Here is a 16413-nt window from a genome sequence, read left to right as displayed (position 1 = left end):
CTGCCTTACCCCCACTTCGGGGGCTTGCGGGATTACTCAGCGCAATCGCGCCGACCAGACTCGGTACGGCGACCGCGCCGCCGGGCGTGGCAATGACCGAGAACGGGAGCGCAGATGACCACTCCGACCATGACGGAACCACCGGTACGCCGGGGCAGTGACTACGCGGTGCTGTCCCGCCGGGTCGCCGAGGCCGGTCTCCTCACCCGCCGCCCGGGCGGGTACGCGGTGCGGATCGTGCTCACTCTGGGTGCCTTTCTGGCCGGTTGGGCGGTGCTGGTCGCGGTGGGCGACTCGTGGGCGCAGCTGCTGGTCGCGGTCGGGATGGCGGTGGCCACCACCCAGGTGGCGTTCCTCGGGCACGACGCCGGGCACCGGCAGATGTTCCGCCGGCGCGGCCACAGCGAGGCGGCCGGCCTGATCGCCGGCAACCTCGCCGTCGGGACCAGCTACGGCTGGTGGGTGGACAAGCACAACCGGCACCACGCCAACCCCAACCACGAGGACGAGGACCCGGACGTCGGGGCGGGCGCCCTGGTCTGGACGTACGAGCAGGCGGCGGGGACCCGCGGGTTCGGCCGCTGGCTGGCCGCCCGGCAGGCGTGGTTCTTCTTCCCGATGCTGCTGCTCGAGGGGCTGTGGCTGCACGTGGCGAGCGTCCGGGCGCTGGCCGGCCGGGAGCCGGACGGGCGGTGGACCACCCCGATCCGGCACCGGGCGGTCGAGGCGCTGCTGCTCGGCGCGCACGCGGTCGGCTACCTCGGGCTGCTCTTCGCCGTCATGTCGCCGGGGAAGGCGCTGCTCTTCGTCGCCGTCCACCAGGGGCTCTGGGGGCTCTACATGGGCTGCGCGTTCGCCCCCAACCACAAGGGCATGCCGATGCCGTCCGCCCACGACGACCTGGACTTCCTGCGCAAGCAGGTGCTGACCTCGCGCAACGTGCGCGGCGGCCGGCTCGTCGACGTGGCGCTCGGCGCGTTGAACTACCAGATCGAGCACCATCTCTTCCCGAACATGCCCCGGGCCAACCTGCGCCGGGCGCAACCGATCGTCCGGGCGTACTGCGCCGAGCACGGCATCGGATACGCCGAGACCGGGCTGGTCGAGTCGTACCGGCAGGCGATGGCCCACCTGCACGAGGTCGGTCGCCCGCTGCGCGACCGCTGAGAACCCCTGCTCACCTCGGAGGTGGGCGGTGCCGGAGCGGGCCCAGTGAATGCCCTCCCGGTAGGGTCGTCGCATGGCAGACCTGCTCACCGCCGAGGCGGTACGAGACGAGCTGGGCGGGTTGGCGGACTGGTCGGGTGACCCGACCGGGATCAGCCGCACCGTCGAGCTGGGCAGTTTCCCGGCGGCCATCGCGGTGGTCGACCGGGTCGCCGCGGTGGCCGAGGAGCTCGACCACCACCCCGACATCGACATCCGATGGCGGACCCTGACCTTCCGTTGCGTCACGCACTCGGCCGGTGGGGTGACCCACCGTGACGTCGCGTTGGCCCGGCGGATCGACGACATCGTCCGGAGCGCCCGATGAGATTCGAGATCAGCAAGGTGCTGGACGCCATCGAGGGTCGGGTCTGCACCGACCCGTCGCTGGCCCGCGCCGTGGTGGACCTGGCCGAGGTGATCCGCTGGCAGGACCTCGACGGCGGCCGGCCGGCCAGCCTGCTCCGGCTCGGCATGGTGATCGACGCCCTGGCCCGGCAGATGGAGGAGGACAGCGTCCCGGTCTACGCGATCGTGCACCGGGCCCTGCTCTCCGACGCCGACCTGACCTCCAACGAGCGGATGGTGGTCCGCCGCTGGGCGGACGACGGCCTGGTGGAGGTGCTGGACAATCCGGGCGACCGGATGCTGGAGGTCGCCGACCTGCTCGGGCTGCCGGTGCTCAGCCGGGTCCGCTTCGACGGGCTGGGCGGCCGGTGGCCGTGGCTCGGGCAGGCCGGGCGGGTGCTCGCCCCGGTGCCCGGCGCGGGCGGGCCGGTCTTCATCGCGCACGTCGGGGGCGGGCAGAGCCCGGCCACCGGCACCCGGTCGCCGGTGGGCGCGAAGCTGCTCGCCCGGCAGTGGCGCTGCCCCGAGCCGGGCTGCGCGCTCTTCGGTGCCGGCGGGGGCGGTGGCGCCTTCGCCGACCTGGCCCGGGTGGACCGCGCCCCGGCCGGGCAGCCGCCACCCACGCTCCGGGCCGGCGTGCCGACCTGCCCCCGGCACGGCGCCCGGCTCGGCGACGCCGGGCCGCGGCCGCGTACGGAGGTGCTGGCGGTCCGGATCGGCGGGCTGGTCCGCCGCCGGTTCGCGCTCACCGAGGCCCAGCCGGTGCTGGTCGGGCGGGCCCCGGACGGGTCCAACGGGATCACCCTCGGGCAGTGGCTGAACGACGAGTCCCGGCGCTGGATCAGCCGCAGTCACGTCCGTTTCGAGCTGCGGGTCGGCGAGGTGGTGGTGACCGACACCAGCACCAACGGCTCGGGCATCCGCCCGGCCGGCTCGATGGCGGAGCCGGACCGGCTCACGCTCGTACCGCAGCAGTCCCGGGTGCTGGGCGAGGGCGACATCGTCGAGCTCTACCCCGGCGTGCAGATCGGCCGCGCCGACGGACTCCCCAGCGGCGCCCCGTTCACCCCCACCTCGGTGATGGCCGAGGCCCCCACCATGGCGATGCGCCTCCCCCGCCCCTGACCCACCCCCCGCCGAGCGGGGTGGCCGGCGTTGATCATGAAGTTGTTGCCATGACACGCCGGTGCGGATGGCGACAACTTCATGATCACGCCCTGCGGGGGCGGTGGGATGCGGAAGGGCGCCGGGACCGTGAGGTCCCGGCGCCCTTTGCGTGCGGGGAGGGTCAGGCCGCGAGGATAGCGGCGAGCTGGGCCACCGCGTGGTCGATCTCCTCCTCGGTGATGACCAGCGGCGGGGCGAGGCGGATCGTGGAGCCGTGGGTGTCCTTGGCCAGGACGCCCCGCTCCATCAGCCGCTCGCAGGCCTGCCGGCCGGTCATCAGCGCCGGGTCGATGTCCAGGCCGGCCCAGAGGCCGCGGCCCCGGACGGCGACCAGGCCCTTGCCGACCAGCGCCTGGAGGCCGGCGTGCAGCCGCTCGCCGAGCTCGGCCGAGCGCCGCTGGAACTCGCCGGTGGCCAGCAGCCGGACCACCTCGGTGGCGACCGCGCAGGCCAGCGGGTTGCCGCCGAAAGTCGAGCCGTGCTGGCCCGGCTTCAGCACCCCGAGCACGTCGGCGTTCGCGGCGACCGCGGAGACCGGCACGATGCCGCCACCGAGCGCCTTGCCCAGCAGGTACATGTCCGGCACGACGCCCTCGTGCTCGCAGGCGAAGGTGGCGCCGGTCCGGCCCAGGCCGGACTGGATCTCGTCGGCGATGAAGAGCACGTTCTGCTCGGTGCAGACCCGGCGGACGCCCGGCAGGTAGCCCTCCGGCGGCACCACGACGCCCTGCTCGCCCTGGATCGGCTCGAGCAGCACCGCGACGGTGTTCTCGTCGATCGCGGCGGTCAGGGCCTCCAGGTCGCCGTAGGGGACCACGGTGAAGCCCGGGGTGTACGGCCCGAAGTCGGCGCGCGCGTCCTCGTCGGTGGAGAAGCTGACGATGGTGGTGGTCCGGCCGTGGAAGTTGCCCTCGGCCACCACGATGTTCGCCTGGCCCGGGGTGACGCCCTTGACCTGGTAGCCCCACTTACGGGCGACCTTGATGCCGGTCTCCACCGCCTCGGCGCCGGTGTTCATCGGCAGGACCAGGTCCTTGCCGCACAGCTCGGCCAGCTCCTTGCAGAAGTCGGCGAACTGGTCGTGGATGAACGCCCGGCTGGTCAGCGTGAGTCGGTCGAGCTGTGTGTGCGCGGCCTCGATCAGCTTCGGGTGCCGGTGGCCGAAGTTCAGCGCGGAGTAGCCGGCGAGGCAGTCCAGGTACCGCCGGCCGTCCACGTCGGTCAGCCAGGCCCCCTCGGCGGAGGAGACCACGACCGGCAGCGGGTGGTAGTTGTGCGCCGTCCAGCGCTCCGCGTCGCGGACCGCACCCGGCGTCCGCAGCATGTCCTCGATCACTTGCTTGCCTTTCCCTGACGGAGTCGCAGCGTGCAGCACTTCGGTCCGCCGCCGGCCTTGCGCAGCTCGGACAGGTCGATCCCGATGGTCTCGTAGCCCCGGTCGCGCAGCTTGGCGGCCAGGTCGGTGGCCTGCGCGGGCAGCACCACGTGCCGGCCGTCGCTGACCGCGTTCAGCCCCAGCACCTCCGCGTCGGCCATGGTGGCGTGGACCGCGTCCGGGAAGAGCCGGCGCAGCACGGCCTGGCTGCCGGGGGAGAAAGCCTCCGGCAGGTACGCCACGGTCCGCTCGTCCAGCACGGTCAGCGCGGTGTCCAGGTGGTAGAAGCGCGGGTCCACCAGCTGCATGGTGATCACCGGATAGCCGAAGACCTCCTGCAGCTGCGCGTGCGAGGCGTGCGCGGTGCGGAAGCCGGTGCCGGCCAGCAGGTGGTCGCCGACCAGCAGGACGTCCCCCTCGCCCTCGTTGACGTGCTTCGGGTCGTACATCTCGAAGCCGGCGGCCTCGAACCAGGCGCGGTACGCGGGGGCCTCGTCGGCGCGCTGCGGGTCGCGGAACTGCACCGCCATCGCCTTGCCGTCGATCACCGTGCCGCCGTTGGCGGCGAAAACCATGTCCGGCAGCCCGGCGACCGGGTCGACCAGCTCGACCTCGTGGCCCAGGTCCAGGTACGTCTGCCGGAGCTGCTCCCACTGCCGGATCGCCAGGTCGGCGTCGACCGGCGCGGTCGGGTCCATCCACGGGTTGATCGCGTAGTCGACGGCGAAGTACGTCGGCCGGCACATCAGGAAACGCTGCCTGGTGGCGTCCATCGTCATTGTCCTGCTCCCAGCGGTCGGGCGCGCCCGGCCACCGTGGCCCACGGGCTGGCGCCGTTGGTCAACGGTATGCGGCCCGGGCCGACGACATCCACCGCCAGAAGTTGCGTTGGACGCCGGATCATTGCGTCTGAGCAACTTCCGACGGCGAATCGTTGCGTCAGCTCGGTTGGGCGGTCCGTTCGATCACCACCACCGGGAGTTCCCGCAGCCGGGGACGCTCGGCCGGTATGCCGGTCCGCGCCGGCGCGGCGAGTGGTCAGCAAGGGTGTCCGACTGAGCGGGGAAACACTTCGGGGGCGGCGAATCGCCGCCCCCGAAAGAGGATGTGCCCGGCTGGTGAACCACCAGAGCTGGTCGGGCGTGCCGGCGCACCGCCGGCGAGCCGGAAAGTGCCCGTCAGAACACGCCGGCAAACTGTGAGTCGAGCCACTCGCGGAACCGGCCGACCCAGTCGCCGTCGGTGGTCGGCCAGTCGAACTGACCGGTCAGCGCCACGACCCCGAGCACCACGGCGGCGAGACCGACCAGGATGCCGATCAGCGCGTCGGTCTTGCCGGCGACGTGCCGGCGGCGGGTGGCGATCAGACCCAGCATGGCGAGGACCGCGCCGACCGCGCCGAGCCCGACGCCGTACCCGGCGAGGGCGCCGGTGAGCACGAAGAGCGCGCCGACGACCGAGACGATCAGGCCGAGGGTGGCGAGCAGGCTGGCCCGGGGCTTCGGCCCGACGGCGACCGGCACGGTGGGCTCGGCGCGGCCGTCGAGGTCCCGGTCCACCGGCACCGGCCGCTCCACCGCCCGGTCCCGGCTCCGGTCCAGGTCGACGGTCCGCTCCTGGGTCGGGTCCGGGCCCACCACGGCGCCGGCCTGCGGGGTGTCCGTGGCCACCGGCCGCCCGGTGGCGGCCCGCGCGTTCGCCGCCCGGCGCTCCGCGTCGGAGACACGGTCGTCGTCGGTGGCGGTCGGGGTGCTCCGGTACGTGGCCCCGTCGTGGTCCCGGTCGGTGACCACCGGCCGTCCCGCCGTGCCGTCCACCCGGTCCGGCGTCGCGGCGCGGTCCCGCTCGTCGACGCGCCCGTCGCCGTTCACGTCCTCGTTCTGCGCCGGTCCGTTCCGGCGCGACAGAATCTTCACTTCACACCTCCTGGTCAAGGGCGTGGAGGCCGCGGAAGCGCAGTGGCAGCCACGCGTGACACACAGGAAGTACCCAGGTGCGTTCTCCACCACACCCGGGCCGGGCAGCGACAACGGGTCGGTCCGGTTTGTCTCCCCGGGACGTGCGGTCCGGTCGCGACGGTCCGGCTACCGTTGCCGGCGTGCCAGAGGGACACACCATCCACCGCCTGGCGGCCCGGCACGCCGAGCTCTTCGCCGGCGACAAGGTGCACGCCACCAGCCCGCAGGGCCGCTTCGCCGACGGCGCGGCCCGGCTCACCGGCACCGTCCTGGACGGCACCGAGGCGTACGGCAAGCACCTGCTGCACCACTACGCCGGCGAGCTGACCCTGCACGTCCACCTCGGGCTGTACGGCAAGTTCGCCGACGGCCCAGGCGAGCCGCCGCCGCCCGTCGGCCAGGTGCGGCTGCGGCTGACCAGCGACCGGCACTGGCTCGACCTGCGCGGTCCGACTGCCTGCGAGCTGCTCACCCCACCCGAGGTGGCGGTGCTGCGCGACCGGCTCGGCCCGGACCCGCTGCGCGCCGACGCCGACCCCGACCGGGCGTACGCCCGGATCTCCCGCAGCCCGACGCCCCTCGGGGCGCTGCTGCTCGACCAGTCGGTGGTGGCCGGCACCGGGTTGATCTTCGTGACCGAGGCGCTGTTCCGGGCCGGGCTGCCGCCCACCCTGCCCGGCCGGGAGCTGACCCCGGCCGGCTGGCGGGAACTCTGGGCCGACCTGGTCGCGCTGATGACCCTCGCCGTCGAGCGGGGCCGGATCGACACCGTGCGCGACACCCACCTACCCGAGGCGACGGGCCGCGCCGCCCGCGTCGACCGGCACGGCGGCGAGGTGTACGTCTACCGCCGCCCCGGCGCGCCCTGCCACGTCTGCGGCACCGAGGTCAGTCGGGGCGAGCTGGCCGGCCGCAACCTCTACTGGTGCGTCACCTGCCAGGCCGGGTGACCTGTCGGCCGCGACCCCGGCCCGGTCACCGGCCGTCGAGCAGCGAGCGGACCACCTCGACCTGGTGGGGGAAGACCTCGCCCTCGCCGATGCTCCAGGCCAGGGTGTGCACGATCGCCCAACCGCGGACCCGCTCCCGGTCGAGCCCCAGCTCGGCGCTGAGCCGGTCCAGCCGGTGGCGCACTGCGGCGGGGGAGCGACCCAGCTCGGCGCCGCGCACCATCGGCACCGGCGCGAACTCCCGCTCGCCGACCAGCGGCTTCGGGTCGATCACCAGCCACGGCTCCCGGCCGGCCCGCAGCACGTTGCCGGCGTGCAGGTCCTGGTTGACCAGCACCTGCTCACCCTGGCTCGGCACCAGGTCGGCGAGCAGCCCGAGCGCGGCGTCGAGCAGCCGCCGCTCGTACGGCCGGCTGACCCGCTCCCAGTTGACCGGCATCCGTTCGGCCCAGCCGGCCGCCTCCTCGGCGAGCGTGGTGAACGGCGGGCCGGCCGGCACCTGGAGCCGGGGCAGCAGCTCCACCACCGCGTCGAGCGCCCGATCGGGCGGGAGCTGGTGCAGCGGCGTGCCGGGCACGCACCGCTCGACCAGCAGCGCCCGGCGCTCCGCGTCGTGGGCCAGCAGCCGGATCGCGCCCCGGCCGGCCCAGTGCGCCAGCGCGGTCGCCTCGTGCACGCTGTCGTCGTCCGGGTACTGCACCTTCAGCACCGCCGGGGTGCCGTCCGGCAGCTCCGCCGGCATCGCCAGCGAGGCGAAGGCGTACGGGAAGGGTGGCCCGACCCGAAGGTCCCACTGCCGCACGCATTCGGCCAGCCGGTCCGGCAGCGTCGCCAGCCACTCCCGGCCGGCCGGCACCCGCTCCGTCCAGCGCAACCCCTCGGGGATCTCCAGCTCCACGGCCATCCGACCATCCTGGACTGCCCGGCCCGCCGTGTACCACCGGTTCCGGCCGGATGCCGTCTGGAGCACGGGGTCGGCGGAGGGCCCGACCGGGCCCGGACGGTCCCGGTCAGCGGAGCCGGCGGATGTCGCCGTACGCCCGGTAGAAGCCGCCGCGGCCGGACTCGCGGACCTGGGTGACGAGGTAGCGCGCACCCGGCTCGCGGATGCCCTTCGGGAACTGCACCGACCAGTCGCGCCGGTACCCGGCGGAGAGCACCTGGATGCGCAGCCGGCCGCCGTCCTCGACGCACTGCACCACCACGCCGTCGCGGTCGTCGGTGGTCACCTCGACGGTCGTCCAGGCCGCCGGCTCGGGCAGCCGGGCCGGCGCCTTGACGTCCACCACCTCGGGCACGCTGCCCGCCTCGGCGGCCCGGATCGCCGGCTCGCTGGCGTCGACGCAGGCCAGATAGCCGCCGGTGGTCACCACGTAGAGGCGTTCGTCGTGGTACTGCATCGAGTACGCCGAGCCGCAGCCGGTGCCGAGCTTCCACAGCCGGTTGCCGGCCGCGTCGAAGCAGTAGATCGAGGACTGGCTGTCGCCGGCGAAGACGTACCGGCCGCCCTCGGCGGTGGCGCAGGAGAAGACCGGGGCGTCGCACCGGTACGACCGCCCGGTGCGGCCGTCCTTGCGCAGCCGCACCACCTCGCGGGTGCCGGTGCCGGCGAAGACCGCGTCCCGTTCCTGCCAACCGAAGAGCACCGACCCGGTCCGGGTGTGCCACAGCTCCCGCCCGGTCCGCCAGTCGTAGCCGGTCACCCCCTGGGAGTGGCCGTGGTAGAGCGCGTCGGCGTCGCAGCGGACCATCCAGGCGGACCGGCCGCGCCCCGCCCGCCGCCAGAGGAACTCGTCCTCGTGGTCGATCGCGGCGATCCCGCCGTCGGCGTCGGAGACACCCAGCACCCCGTCGTGGATGTCCAGCCAGTAGATGTCGATCTCCGGAGCGATCGCGTACGCCACCCGGGGCACCTTGCCGGACAGGTCGTACACGTTCCCGTCGTCGCAGCCGGCGTAGATCCAGGCGTCGTCGGCGACGATGCACTTCACCCCGTCGGGGAGCCGGACCTGGTTCCGCACCCGGGCGTCGTGGCCGAGCGTGGTGATCACGCCGTGCTCGTTGCCCACCATGCAGCTCTGCCCGTCGATGAAGATGCCGAACGCGGGCGCGCCCGAGTCGTACCGCCAGAGGACCGGGGCGGTGCGGGCGGTGGAGCGGGTGCTGACGATCTGCCGGCGGGACACCGACCGCTTCTGCCGGACGCCGGGCACCGCCGGGGCGTACCCCTTGCGGATCTTCTCGCCGATCTTCTTCGCGGCGGCGGCGCGGGCGCGCGCGTTGTCCGGGAAGGTGCTGGTCTTGACCTGGCCCTGGTCGCCGATCCGGCCGTAGCGCACGGTCAGTGCGGTGTCCGCCACCGCGATTTCGTAGAACTTGTGCGCGCTACCGTCCACTTCGGACAGTTCGAGGTAGGTCGTCTCCTGCGACATGGGGATGCCTCCGAGGGGAATCGGCGCCGGAACCGGCACTGCGACAGCGCGCACACGCTAACCGCGCCCCCCGACAAAGATCGGGTGTGGAGTGCGGGTGGGTCAGCGGCCGGCGCCGGCGAGGGCGTCGACGGCCTTGCGGGCCGCGATCAGCACCGGGTCCCAGACCGGCGCGTACGGCGGGGCGTAGCCCAGGTCCAGCGCCGTCATGTCGTCCACCGTCATGCCGTTCCAGAGCGCCACGGCCAGCGTGTCGATCCGTTTGGCCGCCTCGGACCAGCCGACGATCTGCGCCCCGAGGAGCCGGCCGCTGGGCCGCTCGGCGATCAGCTTGACGGTCATCGTCCGGGCGCCCGGGTAGTAGCCGGCCCGGTTCGTCGACTCGGCCACCACCGAGACGAACTCGAAGCCCGCCGCGGCGGCGTCCCGCTCCCGCAGGCCGGTGCGCCCCACCTCCAGGTCGCAGACCTTGGTCACCGCCGTGCCGATCACGCCCGGAAAGGTGGCGTACCCGCCGCCGATGTTGATGCCGGCCACCCGGCCCTGCTTGTTGGCGTAGGTGCCGAGCGGGATGTGCACCGGCATCCCGCTGACCCGGTGCAGGGTCTCCACGCAGTCCCCGGCGGCCCAGACGCCCGACACCCCGGGCACCCGCATCCGCCGGTCCGTGCGGATCCCGCCGGTCGGCCCGACCGGCAGGCCGGCGGCCTCCGCCAGAGCCGTGTTCGGGCGTACGCCGAGACCCAGGACCACGACGTCGGCGGGCATCGGCCCCTCGGCGGTGACCACGGCGGTGATCCGGCCGTCCCGCTCCTCCAGCCCGGTCACCGCCAGGCCGGTACGGATGTGGATGCCGACCTCGCGCATCGAGTCGGCGACCAGCTCGGCCATGTCGCCGTCCACCGAGGACATCGGCTGGTCGGCCTGCTCGACCAGGTTGACGGTGAGCCCCCGCTGGATCAGCGCCTCGGCCATCTCCACGCCGATGTAGCCGCCGCCGATCACCACCGCCCGCCGGGGCCGGGGCTCCCGCTCCAGCCAGTCGAGCAGCGCCGCACCGTCGTCGAGGGTCTGCACGCCGAACACCCCGGCGGCGTCGGTCCGCGCCCACGCGGGCTTCACCGGGACCGCGCCGGTGGCGTACATCAGGGTGTCGAAGCCCTCGCGGACCTCCCCGCCGCCCGCCAGGTCCCGGGCGATCACCTCGCGCCGCTCCAGGTCGATGCCGGTCACCTCGTGCCGGAGCCGGACGTCGACGTCGAAGGACTCCCGGAAGGTGACCGGGTCGCGGGCGATGAGCTGGTCCCGGTCGGGCACCACCCCGCTGATCCAGTAGGGGATGCCGCAGGCCGAGTAGGAGGTGAAGTGCCCCCGCTCGAAGGTGACGATCGACAGGTCGTCGCGGGCGCGGCGACGTCGGGCCTGGGACGCGGCGGCCATCCCGGCCGCGTCCCCGCCGACGACGATCAGCCGTTCCGCCACGACGTCCATCCTGTCACGGGGAGATCGCCCACGGGGCCGCCCCGCGCGCCCCGGTCCGGGCCGCGCCGGTCAGCCACGGGTCTGCCGGGCCACGTCCTCGACCACGTCGACCATCCGGCCGGTACGGGCGAAGACGGCGCGCTGCCGGGCGGCTCCGCTGCCGTGCCGGCGCAGCCCGCCCAGCAGGTCGGTCACCTGGTCGAGGTCGCCGTGCCGCGCCAGCTCCGGTCGGACCCGGTCGACCAGCTTCTCCAGCAGCTCCCACGCCGGCCGCAGCTCGCCGTCGGTCAGGTCGACGCCCTCGCCCTCCAGCCCGTCGTGCGCGGCCCGCCAGTGCGCGGCGACGAGCAGGTGGTGGTCGGTCCGGACGGCCGCCCGGCCCGCCGCGATGTCCGTCATCGCGGTCACCACCAGGGCCCGGACCAGGGCGGCGACCAGCACCGCGTCGTCCACCGAGGGGCAGACGTCGCCGATCCGGATCTCCACCGTCGGGTACTTCGCCGACAGTCGGGCGTACCAGTAGAGCATCCCCTCGTCGAGCATCACCCCGCTGGCGATGAGCTGCCGGATCAGCCGCTGGTAGTGCTCGTGGGACTCCAGGAAGGGGGTGGGCGCCACCGACGGCCAGTGTTCCCACTCCACCGACCGCCAGCTCGCGTAGCCGGTGTCCTCGCCCTTGGCGAACGGGGAGTTGGTGGTCACCGCGTGCAGGATCGGCAGCCAGGGGCGGACGTGGTTGAGCACCTGCACGCCGGTGTCCGGGTCGGGGACGCCGACGTGTACGTGCATCCCGTTGTTGCCCGGGCCGGGCACGAGCAGCCGGAACCGCTCGATCATCCGCTCGAAGCGGGGCTTGTCGACGACCGGCGGCACCGGACCGTCCACCGGGCCGGTGCCGATGGCGAGCACCCGTACGCCGGCCCGCTCGGCGGCGTCGGCCAGCGCGGCGCGCAGCACCCCGAGCGAGTGCCGGATCGACGAGAGCTCCAGCCCGGGCGGGCTGCCGATCTCGATCTGGCTGGTCTGGAACTCCCGCTCGACCTGGCCGCGCAGCTCGGCGGGCACCTGTTCCATGACCAGGTCGACGGCCGGCACGGCGGCGCCGGTGTGCGGGTCGACGAGCAGGAACTCCTCCTCGACGCCGACGGTGAACAGGTCGGTGCCGCCCGCGGTGGTGTCCCGTTCCCGCTCCGCCACCGACCCGCTCATCGCGCTCACCGTCCGTTCCGCGCCGACCGCGGCGCCGTGCCGCGTCGTCCCCGGCCCATTACCCACCGTATCGGCGCGGGGAAACGCGGGCCCGGCGTGTCGGTCGGGGACGTGGTCCTTCCGCGCCGGGCCCGCCGCTGGGCGTGGCTACGATGAGGCCGGTCGACGCCGGGGCGTCACCGGCACGAGGGAGGCCACGTTGACCCCGACCACCGCGTCGCGGACGACGGCCGACGCCCGGCGCGCCGACCGGGACTGGCGACGCCAGGTGCCCCGGGCCTTCGCCACGCTGCTCTGGGTGATCGCGGTGGTCTGCGCGCTGGCCGCGCTGAGCAGCGCCGTCCGCTCCGACATCCAGCCGGTCCGCACCGCGATCGACGCCCTGCTGCTGCCCGCGCCGGCGAACCTCGCGTACGCGGTCTTCCTCGGCACCCTCGCCTCGGCGGTGCTGCGCCGCAAGCGGCTGGCGTACTGGGTGCTGGTCGTCTACTTCACGCTCAGCCTGGCCGTCGGTGTGCTGGCCGGCGTGCTGCTGCTGGTGGTCGGCGGCAACGACCTCACCGACGACGCCGGCGAGCGGCTGTTCAGCGCCCTGGAGACGGTCGGGGTGTGGGTCGGCATCGCCTTCGCCGCCGGGGCGCTGGCCCTGCTGCTGGCCGCCCGGCGGGAGTTCTACGCCCGGGTCCGCAGCGGCAGCACCCGGCGTGCCCTGGGGGTCTTCTTCGGGTTGGCGGCGGTCTCGGTCGGGCTCGCCTACCTGCTGCTCCTCGTCGAGCCGGGCAGCCTGCGGACCTGGGTGGACCGGCTCGGCTACGCCATCGAGAAGGTGTTCGGTGGCGCGATCACCCTGGACGTCACCCGGCAGGGGCAGGCGCCCGGCTGGGTCAACCTGCTGCTCGGCGGCTTCGGCGCGATCGCCTTCGTCGCCGGCCTGTTCACCCTGCTCCGGTCGCAGCGGGCCGCGGCCGTGCTGCACACCGACGAGGAGCAGCGGATCCGGGAGCTGCTCGCCCGGCACGGTGAGCGGGACTCGCTCGGCTACTTCGCCACCCGGCGGGACAAGGCGGCGATCTTCTCGGCCAGCGGCAAGGGGGCGATCACCTTCCGGGTGGTCAACGGGGTCAGCCTGGCCAGCGGCGACCCGGTGGGCGACCCGGAGGCGTGGGGGCCGGCGATCGAGGCGTGGCTCGACCAGGCCCGCGCGTACGCCTGGACCCCGGCGGTGATGGGCACCAGCGAGGCGGGTGCCAAGGCGTACCACCGGCACGGGCTGAAGGTGCTGCACCTGGGGGACGAGGCGATCCTGCTGGCCCGCGAGTTCGACCTGGACGGGCGGGACATGCGCCCGGTCCGCCAGGCCGTGCACCGGGTGGAGCGGGCCGGCTACACGGCCCGGGTGCGCCGGCACGCGGAGATCCCGCCGGCGGAGCTCTCCGGGCTGGCCAGGTTGGCCACCGACTGGCGGGACACCGAACACGAGCGGGGCTTCTCGATGGCGCTGGGCCGGCTCGGCGACCCGGCCGACGGCGACTGCGTGCTGGTCGAGGCGCGGGACGCGGCCGGCCGGGTGCGGGCGCTGCTGTCGCTGAGCCCGTGGGGCGCCGACGGGCTCTCGCTGGACCTGATGCGCCGGGACCGGTCCGCCGAGAACGGGGTCACGGAGTTCCTGGTCGCCGCGCTGATGGCCGCGGCGCCCCGGCTCGGCGTCGAGCGGGTGTCGCTGAACTTCGCGGTGTTCCGGTCGGTCTTCGAGCAGGGCGCCCGGATCGGCGCCGGCCCGATCATCCGGCTCTGGCGGCACACCCTGCTCTTCTTCTCCCGCTGGTGGCAGCTGGAGTCGCTCTACCTCTCCAACGCCAAGTACCAGCCGCACTGGACGCCGCGCTACCTCTGCTTCGCGGAGCGCCGGGAGCTGGCCCGGGTGGGTCTCGCCGCGGCGGTCGCCGAGGGCTTCCTCGCCCTGCCCGGCGGGCGGCCCACCCCGCTGCACGGGGTGCCGCCGACCGGCGGCGGGGTGGGCTACGTGCCGCCGGCCGCCGCGACGGTCCGGGCCGTGCCGCCGGAGCCGGCCGCGGTGCACCTGCCCGAGCAGATCCGGGTACGCCTGGCGAAGCTGGACCGGCTGCGCGCCGGGGGCGTCGACCCGTACCCGGTGGGCTACCCGCGTACCGACGGCTGCGCGGCGGTGCGGGCGCGGCACGCCGGGCTGGCGCCGGACACCGGCACCGGGGAGACCGTGGCGGTGGCGGGCCGGGTGATGCTGCTCCGCGACCACGGGCACCTCTGCTTCGCGACGATCCGGGACGGCAGCGGCGACCTGCAACTGATGCTGGAGCACGACCTGGATCGCTGGCGTGCCACCGTCGACATCGGCGACCACGTGGGCGCCACCGGCGAGGTGTACGCGACCCGGCGCGGCGAGGTGTCGGTGCGGGTGGCCGACTGGGCGCTGACCGCGAAGTGCCTGCGCCCGCTGCCGGACAAGCACCACGGGCTGGCCGACCCGGAGGCCCGGGTCCGGCAGCGTTACCTCGACCTCGCCATCGACCCGGCGGCGCGGGAGCTGCTGCGGGCCCGCGGCGCCGTGCTGCGCAGCCTGCGGCGGTCCCTCGCCGACCGGGACTTCCTGGAGGTGGAGACGCCGATCCTGCAGCGGGTGCACGGCGGCGCGAACGCCCGCCCGTTCGTCACCCACAGCAACGCGTACGACCTGCGGCTGAGCCTGCGCATCGCCCCCGAGCTGTACCTGAAGCGGCTGGCCGTGGGCGGGGTGGAGCGGGTGTACGAGCTGGGCCGGGCGTTCCGCAACGAGGGCGTCGACCACAGCCACAACCCGGAGTTCACGGTGCTGGAGGCGTACCAGGCGTACGCCGACTACCACGGGATGCGCGAGCTGGCCCGGGAGCTGATCGTCGCCGCGGCGGTCGCGGTGCACGGCTCGCCGGTGGTGCGCCGCCCCGGGACGGGCGAGACGGTGGAGATCGGCGGCGACTGGCCGGTGCGTACGGTCAACGAGGCGGTCTCCGCGGCGCTCGGCGAGGAGGTCACCGCCGACACCGACCTGGCCGCACTGCGCAAGCTCTGCGACGCCGCCGGCGTCCCGTACGACCCGGGCTGGGAGCGCGGCGCGGTGCTGCTGGAGCTCTACGAGCGGCTGGTCGAGGCGCGGACCGGGCCGCCGACGTTCTACCTGGACTTCCCGACCGACAGCTCGCCGTTGACCCGCCAGCACCGGGACGACCCGCGGCTGGCGGAGCGGTGGGACCTGGTGGCGTTCGGGATGGAGCTGGGCACCGCGTACTCGGAGCTGATCGACCCGACGGAGCAGCGGCGCCGGCTCACCGCGCAGTCGCTGAAGGCGGCCGGCGGCGACGCCGAGGCGATGGAGCTGGACGAGGACTTCCTCACCGCGCTGGAGTACGCCATGCCGCCGACCGGCGGTCTCGGCCTGGGCGTGGATCGGCTGATGATGCTGCTGACCGGCCGGTCGATCCGGGAGACGCTGCCCTTCCCGCTGGTCCGCGAGTCCTCGTGAGCCGGGTCGGCCCGGCCCGGGTGCTGCCGGGGCTGGCGCTCGGGCTGGCCGGGGTCCTCTACGCCTCGTGGCTGATCGGGCCGCTGCTGAACCCGGCGTTCGGCCTCCTCGACGGGTACGCCAGCGAGCTGGCCGCCCGGGACCAGCCGTACCACCTGGTGTTCGGCCTGGGTGACCTGGTCGTCGGCGCGCTGGCGTCGGCGGCCGGGGTGGCGCTGGCCCGGCGGGACCGGGGCTGGCCGCGGCGGGCCTGGTGGGGGCTGGTCGTCTTCGGCGTGGCCACCGTCCTGGACGGCACGGTGAGTTCGATGGACTGCGCGCCCTCGGCCGACGCACGCTGCGCGCGACTGGCGGAGCTGGGCGCGTTGTCCTGGCGGCACCAGGGGCACTCGGTCAGCTCGTCGGTGGCCGTTGCCGGCGGGGTGGTCTCACTGGTCGCCCTGGTGGTGGCCCGGCGCGGCCGGGGCGCGTCGTTCCGGTGGGGGCTGGCGGTGGCGGTGGTGCTGCTGGTCGGCACGGCCGGCACCCTGGCCGAGCTGGCCCACCCGGACGCGGCGCTGGGCGCCTGGCAGCGGGTCCAGCTGCTCGGCCTCTCCGGCTGGCTGGTCCACGCCGGCGTCGTCGCGGCCCGCCCCGACCCGTGACCGCCCGGGGGTGGGACCGGAACGCCGACCTGGCGGGGTCCCGGTCCGCCGGATGCCCCCAGGTCGGCGATCTGGAGTGGATCACGCCCCGCAGCCGGCGCCGCGAA

Annotated in this window: 13 protein-coding genes; 6 read left to right on the top strand and 7 right to left on the bottom strand. The window is 74.4% G+C overall.

Features of this window, described 5'->3' with window-relative positions; genetic code table 11:
- Nucleotides 1–114: 114 nt before the first annotated feature.
- From ACTWO6_RS27910 to ACTWO6_RS27900, 3 genes are all read left to right on the top strand, one after another.
- Complete coding sequence (locus tag ACTWO6_RS27910) at nucleotides 115–1167, top strand: fatty acid desaturase family protein (protein WP_446216713.1); 1053 nt, start codon at nucleotides 115–117, stop codon at nucleotides 1165–1167.
- Between the two features lie 73 nt (nucleotides 1168–1240).
- The gene (locus tag ACTWO6_RS27905) at nucleotides 1241–1534 is read left to right on the top strand and encodes a 4a-hydroxytetrahydrobiopterin dehydratase (protein WP_406041298.1); all 294 of its coding nucleotides are present in this window, start codon (nucleotides 1241–1243) and stop codon (nucleotides 1532–1534) included.
- Nucleotides 1531–2679: an FHA domain-containing protein gene (locus ACTWO6_RS27900; RefSeq protein ID WP_446216712.1), complete on the top strand. Its 1149-nt coding sequence runs from the start codon at nucleotides 1531–1533 to the stop codon at nucleotides 2677–2679. Before ACTWO6_RS27905 ends, ACTWO6_RS27900 begins: the two co-directional genes overlap by 4 nt.
- Nucleotides 2680–2842: 163 nt before the next feature.
- On the opposite strand, the gene rocD is transcribed toward ACTWO6_RS27900, so the two are convergent.
- From rocD to ACTWO6_RS27885, 3 genes are all read right to left on the bottom strand, one after another.
- A complete protein-coding gene (gene rocD / locus ACTWO6_RS27895) occupies nucleotides 2843–4057 on the bottom strand; it encodes an ornithine--oxo-acid transaminase (RefSeq protein ID WP_446216711.1) in 1215 nt (404 codons plus the stop codon).
- On the bottom strand, nucleotides 4054–4869 hold the full coding sequence (gene ddaH / locus ACTWO6_RS27890) for a dimethylargininase (protein WP_446220795.1): 816 nt from the start codon (nucleotides 4867–4869) through the stop codon (nucleotides 4054–4056). Before ddaH ends, rocD begins: the two co-directional genes overlap by 4 nt.
- Nucleotides 4870–5274: 405 nt before the next feature.
- Nucleotides 5275–6012, bottom strand: coding sequence for a thrombospondin (locus ACTWO6_RS27885; protein ID WP_446216710.1), 738 nt, complete (start codon nucleotides 6010–6012; stop codon nucleotides 5275–5277).
- Nucleotides 6013–6194: 182 nt separating this feature from the next.
- Between ACTWO6_RS27885 and ACTWO6_RS27880 the strand changes: the two genes are divergently transcribed.
- A complete protein-coding gene (locus ACTWO6_RS27880) occupies nucleotides 6195–7004 on the top strand; it encodes an Fpg/Nei family DNA glycosylase (RefSeq protein WP_446216709.1) in 810 nt (269 codons plus the stop codon).
- Nucleotides 7005–7029: 25 nt separating this feature from the next.
- Here the strand turns inward: ACTWO6_RS27880 and ACTWO6_RS27875 are convergent, their stop codons facing one another.
- The 4 genes from ACTWO6_RS27875 to ACTWO6_RS27860 form a co-directional block, all read right to left on the bottom strand.
- On the bottom strand, nucleotides 7030–7902 hold the full coding sequence (locus ACTWO6_RS27875) for an aminoglycoside phosphotransferase family protein (RefSeq protein WP_446220794.1): 873 nt from the start codon (nucleotides 7900–7902) through the stop codon (nucleotides 7030–7032).
- 112 nt (nucleotides 7903–8014) lie between these two features.
- A complete protein-coding gene (locus ACTWO6_RS27870) occupies nucleotides 8015–9436 on the bottom strand; it encodes a WGR domain-containing protein (RefSeq protein ID WP_446216708.1) in 1422 nt (473 codons plus the stop codon).
- A 102-nt stretch (nucleotides 9437–9538) separates the two neighbouring features.
- Nucleotides 9539–10918: an FAD-dependent oxidoreductase gene (locus tag ACTWO6_RS27865; RefSeq protein WP_446216707.1), complete on the bottom strand. Its 1380-nt coding sequence runs from the start codon at nucleotides 10916–10918 to the stop codon at nucleotides 9539–9541.
- A gap of 69 nt (nucleotides 10919–10987) precedes the next feature.
- Complete coding sequence (locus ACTWO6_RS27860; RefSeq protein WP_446216706.1) at nucleotides 10988–12136, bottom strand: carboxylate-amine ligase; 1149 nt, start codon at nucleotides 12134–12136, stop codon at nucleotides 10988–10990.
- A 190-nt stretch (nucleotides 12137–12326) separates the two neighbouring features.
- Between ACTWO6_RS27860 and lysX the strand changes: the two genes are divergently transcribed.
- Together lysX and ACTWO6_RS27850 are read left to right on the top strand one after the other, a co-directional pair.
- Nucleotides 12327–15662 carry a bifunctional lysylphosphatidylglycerol synthetase/lysine--tRNA ligase LysX gene (gene lysX / locus ACTWO6_RS27855; protein WP_446216705.1) on the top strand — a complete coding sequence of 1112 codons (3336 nt, stop codon included), beginning with the start codon at nucleotides 12327–12329 and terminating at the stop codon, nucleotides 15660–15662.
- Nucleotides 15659–16306: a DUF998 domain-containing protein gene (locus ACTWO6_RS27850; protein WP_446216704.1), complete on the top strand. Its 648-nt coding sequence runs from the start codon at nucleotides 15659–15661 to the stop codon at nucleotides 16304–16306. The genes lysX and ACTWO6_RS27850 overlap by 4 nt, the downstream gene beginning before the upstream one ends.
- The last annotated feature ends 107 nt before the right edge of the window (nucleotides 16307–16413 follow it).

Source organism: Micromonospora sp. IBHARD004 (genome assembly GCF_052814115.1).
The sequence above is the reverse complement of the archived record's forward strand: the minus strand, read 5'-3'. Positions and strand labels throughout refer to the sequence as shown.

Coding starts and splice junctions, on each gene's coding strand:
- ACTWO6_RS27910 (WP_446216713.1), top strand. CDS start 115: ATGACCACTCCGACCATGACGGAACCACCGGTACGCCGGGGCAGTGAC.
- ACTWO6_RS27905 (WP_406041298.1), top strand. CDS start 1,241: ATGGCAGACCTGCTCACCGCCGAGGCGGTACGAGACGAGCTGGGCGGG.
- ACTWO6_RS27900 (WP_446216712.1), top strand. CDS start 1,531: ATGAGATTCGAGATCAGCAAGGTGCTGGACGCCATCGAGGGTCGGGTC.
- ddaH (WP_446220795.1), bottom strand. CDS start 4,869: ATGGACGCCACCAGGCAGCGTTTCCTGATGTGCCGGCCGACGTACTTC.
- ACTWO6_RS27870 (WP_446216708.1), bottom strand. CDS start 9,436: ATGTCGCAGGAGACGACCTACCTCGAACTGTCCGAAGTGGACGGTAGC.